Source organism: Streptococcus sanguinis, from assembly GCF_008329445.1.
In the GTDB taxonomy this organism is placed as follows: domain Bacteria; phylum Bacillota; class Bacilli; order Lactobacillales; family Streptococcaceae; genus Streptococcus; species Streptococcus sanguinis_O.
This window is the reverse complement of sequence record NZ_VIBR01000003.1, coordinates 363306-370163: the sequence shown is the minus strand read 5'-3', so window position 1 is coordinate 370163 and position 6858 is coordinate 363306. Positions and strand designations below refer to the sequence as shown.

Here is a 6858-nt window from a genome sequence, read left to right as displayed (position 1 = left end):
CTTTCGCGACAACTATATTAGTATATCACCTATACCTACTACCTGTCAATACCTTTTTTAATCTTTTTTGATTTTTTTTAAAGTTTATTTTTCAGTTCTAAGTATAAAGTTAATTTCTTTGTGAGCAGGAAGCTGGTTTATGTCACCTGAGTGTATGACTTTCTATAATCTAAAAAGGTTGAGAAAACTGCTCTCAACCCTCTTTTCTTACTTTATTTAACCTCTAAAAGGCCAATATCTCCATCCTCGCGACGATATATAACATTTGTGCTGCTGTCCTCAGCATCGGAATATATGAAGAAATCATGACCCAATAAATCCATCTGCAGAATCGCTTCTTCCAAGTCCATCGGCTTCAAATCTATGTGTTTTGAACGGACAACTTTTGACGGAACTTCTTCTGCTTCTTCAGCAAAGGAATCTGTGAAAAGCTGGCTTGTAGCAACTTTATTGCGATTCTTTCTTTCAATCTTGGTTTTATTTTTGCGGATTTGGCGCTCAATCTTATCTGTGACCAAATCAATTGATCCATACATGTCCTGAGAGATATCTTCTGCACGAAGAGTGATGGAGCCTAGCGGAATTGTTACTTCCACTTTCGCAGTTTTTTCACGGTAAACCTTGAGGTTCACACGCGCATCAAGTTCTTGCTCTGCTTGGAAATACTTCTCAATCTTCTCAAGTTTAGAAACTACGTAGTCACGGAGAGCATCTGTTACTTCTAGGTTTTCACCACGGATACTATATTTAAGCATATAAGTACCTTCTTTCTAAACATAAATGTTTTATTTATAATATCATTATAACGCTTTCATTCTTTTTTTGCAAATTTTTTCTTATCTTGCGATTGAAAATGTCAAAATTTCTTTCACTCCTGCTTCCAGCAAGATTTGCTTAGCCAATTGCAAGGTTTTTCCAGTCGTATAAATATCATCAACCAGCAAAATTTTATCTGGTAAATCAACTCCTTTCTTAACTTTAAAAGCCTGCTGCGTTCGCAGACGCTCCTCACGTGTCTTACTCGACTGTGCTAGGGTGTCTTTTTTCTCTAAGATATTTCTATATGATAAGTTTGCAGCATCTAAAATCCCCTGCACTTGATTAAATCCTCTTACTTGAAATTTTTTGTTACTCACTGGAATTGGAACAATGGTATGCTCTCTAAACATTTTGACTGCTTTTTTAGTTGCTTTTGCAAATACAAAACGCAATGCATAGTCTCCCTGAAACTTGTATTGACTGAAATAATCCTTCATTGCATCATTATAGGTAAATAGTGACTGATGCTGGACTTGATTCCCCTCTTCCTCCCACTTTTTGCAATCTGTACATAAATCTGATTGCGCGTTGCGAAAACAGCATGGGCAATGCTCTTCAGATATGCGTTCAAAATTTTGATAACAAGTGGAGCAGCAGCTTGGTCCTTCTTTTTTTAATAGAAAAAGCCGTAAAAAACTGCCTTTCTCCTTAATTTGCTCCTTACATAAAAGACACTCTGTCATAATCCCGCCTCCTTATTCATATCTCTCATTTCCCGAATTGCCTTTTCCATAGCAAGGGTAGTCCCATCATGAAAAAATAGCAACTGTCCAGTCGGTCTATCCATACTACGGCCAACTCGGCCTGAAATCTGAACCAGAGCACTACGAGTGAACAGGCGATGATTGGCTTCCAAGACAAAAACATCTACGCCAGGAAAGGTTACTCCGCGCTCTAAGATAGTCGTTGTCACCAAAATAGTAATCTCCTTGCGACGAAACTGCTCGACAATCTCCAGGCGATTTTCTGTTGTGGAGGCGACAAAAGCTAGCTTTTCATCTGGCAGAGCTATCTGCAAAGTCTGAGAAAAATCCTCTCCTCTTTGAATTTCTGCAGCAAATATTAAGAGAGGAAATTGGGTCTCCCTCTGTTTTTCTATATAGTTCAAAAGTTTAGGTGCTATTTTCTTCTTCTGAAGATGTTTTTGAAAATCGGATAACCAAACTTTCTGAGGGATGGTCAAGGGATTACCATGAAATCTTCTGGGAAGACTCAGGCGTTTCAGCTGGCCTTTTTGAACTCTTTTATCCAGTTCATCTGTGGAAGTGGCTGTCAGAAAAATAGTTGTAGCATCCTCTTTCACAGAATGCTCTACAGCGTGATACAACATGGGATTATCCACATAAGGAAAAGCATCTACCTCATCCACAATCAGCAAATCAAAAGCCCGATAAAATTTTAAGAGCTGGTGGGTGGTGGCAATCACCAAGGGGCTGCGAAAATAAGCTTCTGATTCCCCATGCAGAAGGGCTATTTCACAAGAAAAATCTTCTTTAAGGCGCCGATAAAGCTCTAAACAAACATCAATCCGCGGACTGGCTAGACAGACAGAACCTCCTCTATCAATAACTCTTGCAAGCACTTGGTAAATCATTTCTGTTTTTCCAGCGCCAGTAACAGCATGCACTAACGTATTCTGTCTTTTCTCTAAGGCATCAAGTAAGCCCTCGGAGACCTTTCCCTGAAACTCTGTCAGTTGCCCCTGCCATTTAAGCACTTGGTTTTTAGGAAAATCCTCTTGGGGAAAAGAGTAGAGTTTTTGGTCACTCCGTACCCGGCCCAATATTAAGCATTCTCTACAATAATAAGCTCCAACAGGTAGCTGATTTTCTCGTTCAATCAAGCTGTTGCAGCGTCCGCAGCGGAGCTTGCCTTTTTCTTCTCGGATACTGGGAATTTCTTTTGCTTGTGCTCGCAAGCTAGGCTCTAACTGATTTTCTGTAAATATCCGTCCTAAACAATCTTGTAACTCTAACATACTTATTTATTCGTAATTTTTTGGCAAAATTCGTCTTTTTTTGTAAAATATAGTTATGGAATTTAAGACAATTAAAGAAGATGGTATGGTTCAAGAGGAAATTAAAAAATCCCGCTTTATCTGCCATGTAAAACGAGTTTACTCTGAGGAAGAGGCTCGCGCTTTTATAGCTGCTATAAAAAAAGAACATTACAAGGCCACTCATAACTGCTCTGCTTTTATCATTGGGGAAAAGAGTGATATAAAGCGAACTAGCGATGATGGTGAGCCCAGCGGAACAGCCGGAGTTCCTATGCTGGGAGTCCTAGAAAAGCACAATTTGACCAATCTTTGCGTTGTGGTTACTCGCTATTTTGGCGGTATTAAACTCGGAGCCGGCGGTCTGATTCGAGCTTATGCCGGCAGTGTTGCTCTGGCTATTAAGGAGATTGGGCTGGTTGAAATAAAAGAACAGGCTGGCCTGCGCTTAAAACTGTCTTACAGCCAATATCAGGATTTTGCGAATTTTCTTAAGGTCCAAAACTTAGAAGAAACCGATACTATCTTTACAGAATTAGTTGATACAACCATTTATATTGACAAAAATATCAAAGAAACCACTAAGAGAAATTTAACAGAATTTTTCAACGGAAAAATAGAACTAACTGACTTAGGCTTGCGAGAAGTTGAGGTGCATGCTATACTAGATGAAGAAAATTAAAGGAGAAAATTATGGCATTTGGAAAATTAATGCAAGGATTAGCTGGAAATTTCAGCGAACAAAATGTTGATCAACTTTCAAAAGAATACGGACAATATTTACTTGAAGGTGAAGTTATCCAGAGCGGCTATACTCTGATTCGTGACTCTATCTTATTTACAAATATTCGTATTATTTTTACTGACAAGCAAGGAGCAACCGGCCGGAAAATGTCTGTGAAATCAATTTTTCTGATGAATATTATGGACGTTGATATGGAAACTGCTGGAGCTGGTATTGATGATAGTGAAATTACAATCACTTATTTAGACAATGCCTTTTTAAAAGCCCACAACGAGTTCCCTAAGAAACATAAGTTCGAATTTCCTAAAAAAGCAGATATTGCACCCTTATATAAATATCTATTTGAATTAGCCTATAATAATCGTTTGAAAATTAATGGTTTAATCTAATATAAAAAAATCCTATCACTTTGATAGGATTTTTATATTTTACAAAGCGCTTGTTTCATTTTATACTAATTCTATTAAATTATATTGAGGTATGTATTCTATGTCACGTATTTATCAAAACATTACAGAACTAATTGGGCAAACCCCCATCGTCAAATTGAACAACTTGGTTCCAGAAGGAGCTGCTGAGGTTTATGTGAAGTTAGAGGCTTTCAATCCCGGCTCTTCTGTCAAAGACCGTATTGCTCTCAGCATGATTGAGGCGGCTGAACGCGATGGCCTTATCAAGCCTGGCGATACTATCGTTGAAGCAACCAGCGGAAATACTGGTATTGGCCTTTCATGGGTCGGAGCAGCCAAAGGCTACAAGGTTGTCATTGTTATGCCTGAAACCATGAGTGTGGAGCGCCGCAAAATTATCCAAGCTTATGGTGCTGAGTTAGTCTTGACTCCAGGTAGCGAAGGAATGAAAGGCGCTATTGCAAAAGCACAAGAAATCGCACAAGAACGAAATGGCTGGCTGCCACTGCAATTTAATAATCCGGCCAATCCAGAGGTTCACGAACGAACTACAGGAGCAGAAATTATCGCTGCTTTCGGTGAAACCGGACTGGATGCCTTTGTAGGCGGTGTCGGAACTGGCGGAACTATTTCAGGTGTGTCTCATGCTCTCAAAAAAGTTAATCCGGACATCCAAATCTACGCAGTTGAAGCAGACGAATCTGCTATCCTTTCTGGTGAGAAGCCAGGTCCTCACAAAATCCAAGGACTTTCAGCTGGATTCATTCCAGAGACCTTGGATACAGCAGCCTACAACGGTATTGTCCGCGTAACTTCTGATCAAGCACTGGAATTCGGACGCTATATTGGCGGTCAGGAAGGCTTCTTAGTGGGAATTTCATCTGCTGCTGCTATTTTCGCAGCTATTGAAGTAGCAAAAAAACTAGGAGCTGGCAAAAAAGTCCTTGCTCTGGCACCTGATAACGGCGAACGCTACCTATCTACTGCTCTCTATGAATTTGATGCTTAGTTTTTTTGAAAAATATGTCCATTTCAACTTAGCAGTCGGCTATGAATTGAATAGCAATTCTATCTAAACAAAATATCCTGTTCTCTTATTGAACAGGATATTTTTTAAACTTTTTCTTCTTTTAAGAATTTTTTTGCCTCTTTGATCCAGATAGGCAGCTGTCTGCCTAAAGGCTCAAAACCAATTTTACAGCGGTCATTTGAAAAGCGGTGGCGTCTAGGGAGGCGGTGCTTTTCTTCTTCCAGGGTCCGCATGGACAGACTGGACTTCCCAGAAAATTCATCATAGTCCACAACCTGTACCAAGACTTGCTGGCCGATCTTTACACTATCATGGATATTTTCAATATAGCCTGGACGAATTTCTGAGATATGAATCAAGCCAATCGTTCCGTTTTCCAGTTCAACAAAAGCTCCATAAGGCTGAATCCCTGTGATTTTGCCTTTTAATTTATCACCGATTTTCATCAGTCTTCAACCTCAATCGTCTCAATCACAACATCTTCCACAGGCTTGTCCATAGCCCCCGTCTCAACAGCTGCAATCTTGTCCAAAACTTGGTAGGACGCTTCATCAGCCAGCTGACCAAAGACAGTGTGGCGCCGATCCAAATGCGGTGTTCCTCCCTGACTGGCATAGACTTCAGCGATAGCTTCAGGCCAGCCGCCGCGGCTCAACTCCTTAGCCGAATAAGGTAGATTTTTATTTTGAACAATGAAAAATTGACTGCCATTAGTATTTGGCCCAGCATTTGCCATGGAAAGAGCCCCACGAATATTGTAAAGCTCAGGTGAAAACTCATCTTCAAATTTCTCACCATAGATAGACTGACCGCCCATACCGGTACCAGTAGGATCACCACCCTGAATCATAAAGTCCTGAATAATACGATGGAAAATCACACCGTCATAGTATCCGACTTTAGCAAGAGCAATAAAGTTGGCTACTGTTTTTGGTGCCTGTTCCGGAAAAAGCTGAACTTTCATGTCACCATGATTAGTCCTGATAGTCGCTTTTGGACCTTCTGCTGCTGCAAGTTCTACTTGTGGAAAATGTAATTCTTTTTCTACCATACCTAACTCCTCTAAAGCGGCAAAAATACCGTCTTCTTCTACTGTTTTTGTAATATAATCTGCTCTTTTTCGCAGTTCTTCATGGGAAACGCCCATGGCAATGCCAATTCCTGCATAGTCAAACAATTCCAAATCATTGAGTCCGTCGCCAAAAACCATGACATTTTCAGGTTTGAAGCCCAGATGCTCGACAACCTTGGAAACTCCGGCTGCCTTGGAACCTTCTGTCGGCACGACATCTGACGAATGAGGATGCCAGCGAACCAAACGCAGATGCTCCGCTAACGCCTCTGGCAACTGCAGGCCATCTCCTCTATCCTCAAAAGTCCAAAGCTGATAAATATCCTTGTCTAAATGAAAGTCTGGATTTACAGGCAAATCTGGATAAACCACATCAATGGCCTCTGAAATCAGAGAATTTCGATTGGACAAGGCTGCTCCATGGCTGCCGACCAAACCATATTCAATTCCTTCCTCCCGAGCCCAAGCAATATAGGATGTCACTCTATCGGACGGGATAACCGTCTGAGAAATCACCTTCCCTTTGCTGTCTTCGACATAGGCTCCATTCAGCGTAACGAAAAAGTCTGGTTGCAAAGCTCTCAGCTCCGGCACGACACCAAACATTCCTCGACCAGACGCAATACCCGTCAAAATCCCTTTGTCTTTCAACTGCTTGAAAACTGTCTGGATAGAATCTGGGATAAAACCTGTATCCTTGACTCGCAGGGTATCATCTATATCGAAAAAGACAATTTTTATCTTTTTTGCCTTATACTTTAATTTCGCGTCCATATCTCCCCTTGT

The 6858-nt window shown here is 40.7% G+C and carries 8 protein-coding genes; 3 read left to right on the top strand and 5 right to left on the bottom strand.

All coding sequences use genetic code 11. The annotated features are described in order from the left end of the window. Nucleotides 1–212: 212 nt before the first annotated feature. The 3 genes from hpf to FKX92_RS08770 form a co-directional block, all read right to left on the bottom strand. A complete protein-coding gene (hpf, locus tag FKX92_RS08780; RefSeq protein WP_002903257.1) occupies nt 213–755 on the bottom strand; it encodes a ribosome hibernation-promoting factor, HPF/YfiA family in 543 nt (180 codons plus the stop codon). A gap of 81 nt (nt 756–836) precedes the next feature. Beyond that, nucleotides 837–1502: a ComF family protein gene (locus FKX92_RS08775; RefSeq protein WP_149566098.1), complete on the bottom strand. Its 666-nt coding sequence runs from the start codon at nt 1500–1502 to the stop codon at nt 837–839. Then, nucleotides 1499–2797, bottom strand: a complete 1299-nt coding sequence (locus tag FKX92_RS08770; RefSeq protein ID WP_061602550.1) for a DEAD/DEAH box helicase — start codon at nt 2795–2797, stop codon at nt 1499–1501. Before FKX92_RS08770 ends, FKX92_RS08775 begins: the two co-directional genes overlap by 4 nt. A gap of 55 nt (nt 2798–2852) precedes the next feature. Between FKX92_RS08770 and FKX92_RS08765 the strand changes: the two genes are divergently transcribed. The 3 genes from FKX92_RS08765 to cysK all read left to right on the top strand — a co-directional run bounded on the left by FKX92_RS08765 (nt 2853) and on the right by cysK (nt 4979). Then, nucleotides 2853–3497 carry a YigZ family protein gene (locus FKX92_RS08765; RefSeq protein WP_149566097.1) on the top strand — a complete coding sequence of 215 codons (645 nt, stop codon included), beginning with the start codon at nt 2853–2855 and terminating at the stop codon, nt 3495–3497. Between the two features lie 11 nt (nt 3498–3508). After that, a complete protein-coding gene (locus FKX92_RS08760; RefSeq protein ID WP_061602552.1) occupies nt 3509–3949 on the top strand; it encodes a PH domain-containing protein in 441 nt (146 codons plus the stop codon). 100 nt (nt 3950–4049) lie between these two features. Then, nucleotides 4050–4979, top strand: coding sequence for a cysteine synthase A (gene cysK / locus FKX92_RS08755; protein WP_049553164.1), 930 nt, complete (start codon nt 4050–4052; stop codon nt 4977–4979). Nucleotides 4980–5083: 104 nt separating this feature from the next. Here the strand turns inward: cysK and FKX92_RS08750 are convergent, their stop codons facing one another. Together FKX92_RS08750 and FKX92_RS08745 are read right to left on the bottom strand one after the other, a co-directional pair. After that, the gene (locus tag FKX92_RS08750; protein WP_002901252.1) at nt 5084–5446 is read right to left on the bottom strand and encodes a S1 RNA-binding domain-containing protein; all 363 of its coding nucleotides are present in this window, start codon (nt 5444–5446) and stop codon (nt 5084–5086) included. Beyond that, nucleotides 5446–6846, bottom strand: coding sequence for a bifunctional Cof-type HAD-IIB family hydrolase/peptidylprolyl isomerase (locus tag FKX92_RS08745; RefSeq protein ID WP_149566096.1), 1401 nt, complete (start codon nt 6844–6846; stop codon nt 5446–5448). Before FKX92_RS08745 ends, FKX92_RS08750 begins: the two co-directional genes overlap by 1 nt. Between the last annotated feature and the right edge of the window lie 12 nt (nt 6847–6858).

Excerpts from the sequence above, each read along its gene's own strand:
- FKX92_RS08750 (WP_002901252.1), bottom strand. The coding sequence starts at position 5,446 with ATGAAAATCGGTGATAAATTAAAAGGCAAAATCACAGGGATTCAGCCT.
- cysK (WP_049553164.1), top strand. The coding sequence starts at position 4,050 with ATGTCACGTATTTATCAAAACATTACAGAACTAATTGGGCAAACCCCC.
- FKX92_RS08770 (WP_061602550.1), bottom strand. The coding sequence starts at position 2,797 with ATGTTAGAGTTACAAGATTGTTTAGGACGGATATTTACAGAAAATCAG.
- FKX92_RS08745 (WP_149566096.1), bottom strand. The coding sequence starts at position 6,846 with ATGGACGCGAAATTAAAGTATAAGGCAAAAAAGATAAAAATTGTCTTT.
- FKX92_RS08760 (WP_061602552.1), top strand. The coding sequence starts at position 3,509 with ATGGCATTTGGAAAATTAATGCAAGGATTAGCTGGAAATTTCAGCGAA.
- FKX92_RS08765 (WP_149566097.1), top strand. The coding sequence starts at position 2,853 with ATGGAATTTAAGACAATTAAAGAAGATGGTATGGTTCAAGAGGAAATT.
- FKX92_RS08775 (WP_149566098.1), bottom strand. The coding sequence starts at position 1,502 with ATGACAGAGTGTCTTTTATGTAAGGAGCAAATTAAGGAGAAAGGCAGT.
- hpf (WP_002903257.1), bottom strand. The coding sequence starts at position 755 with ATGCTTAAATATAGTATCCGTGGTGAAAACCTAGAAGTAACAGATGCT.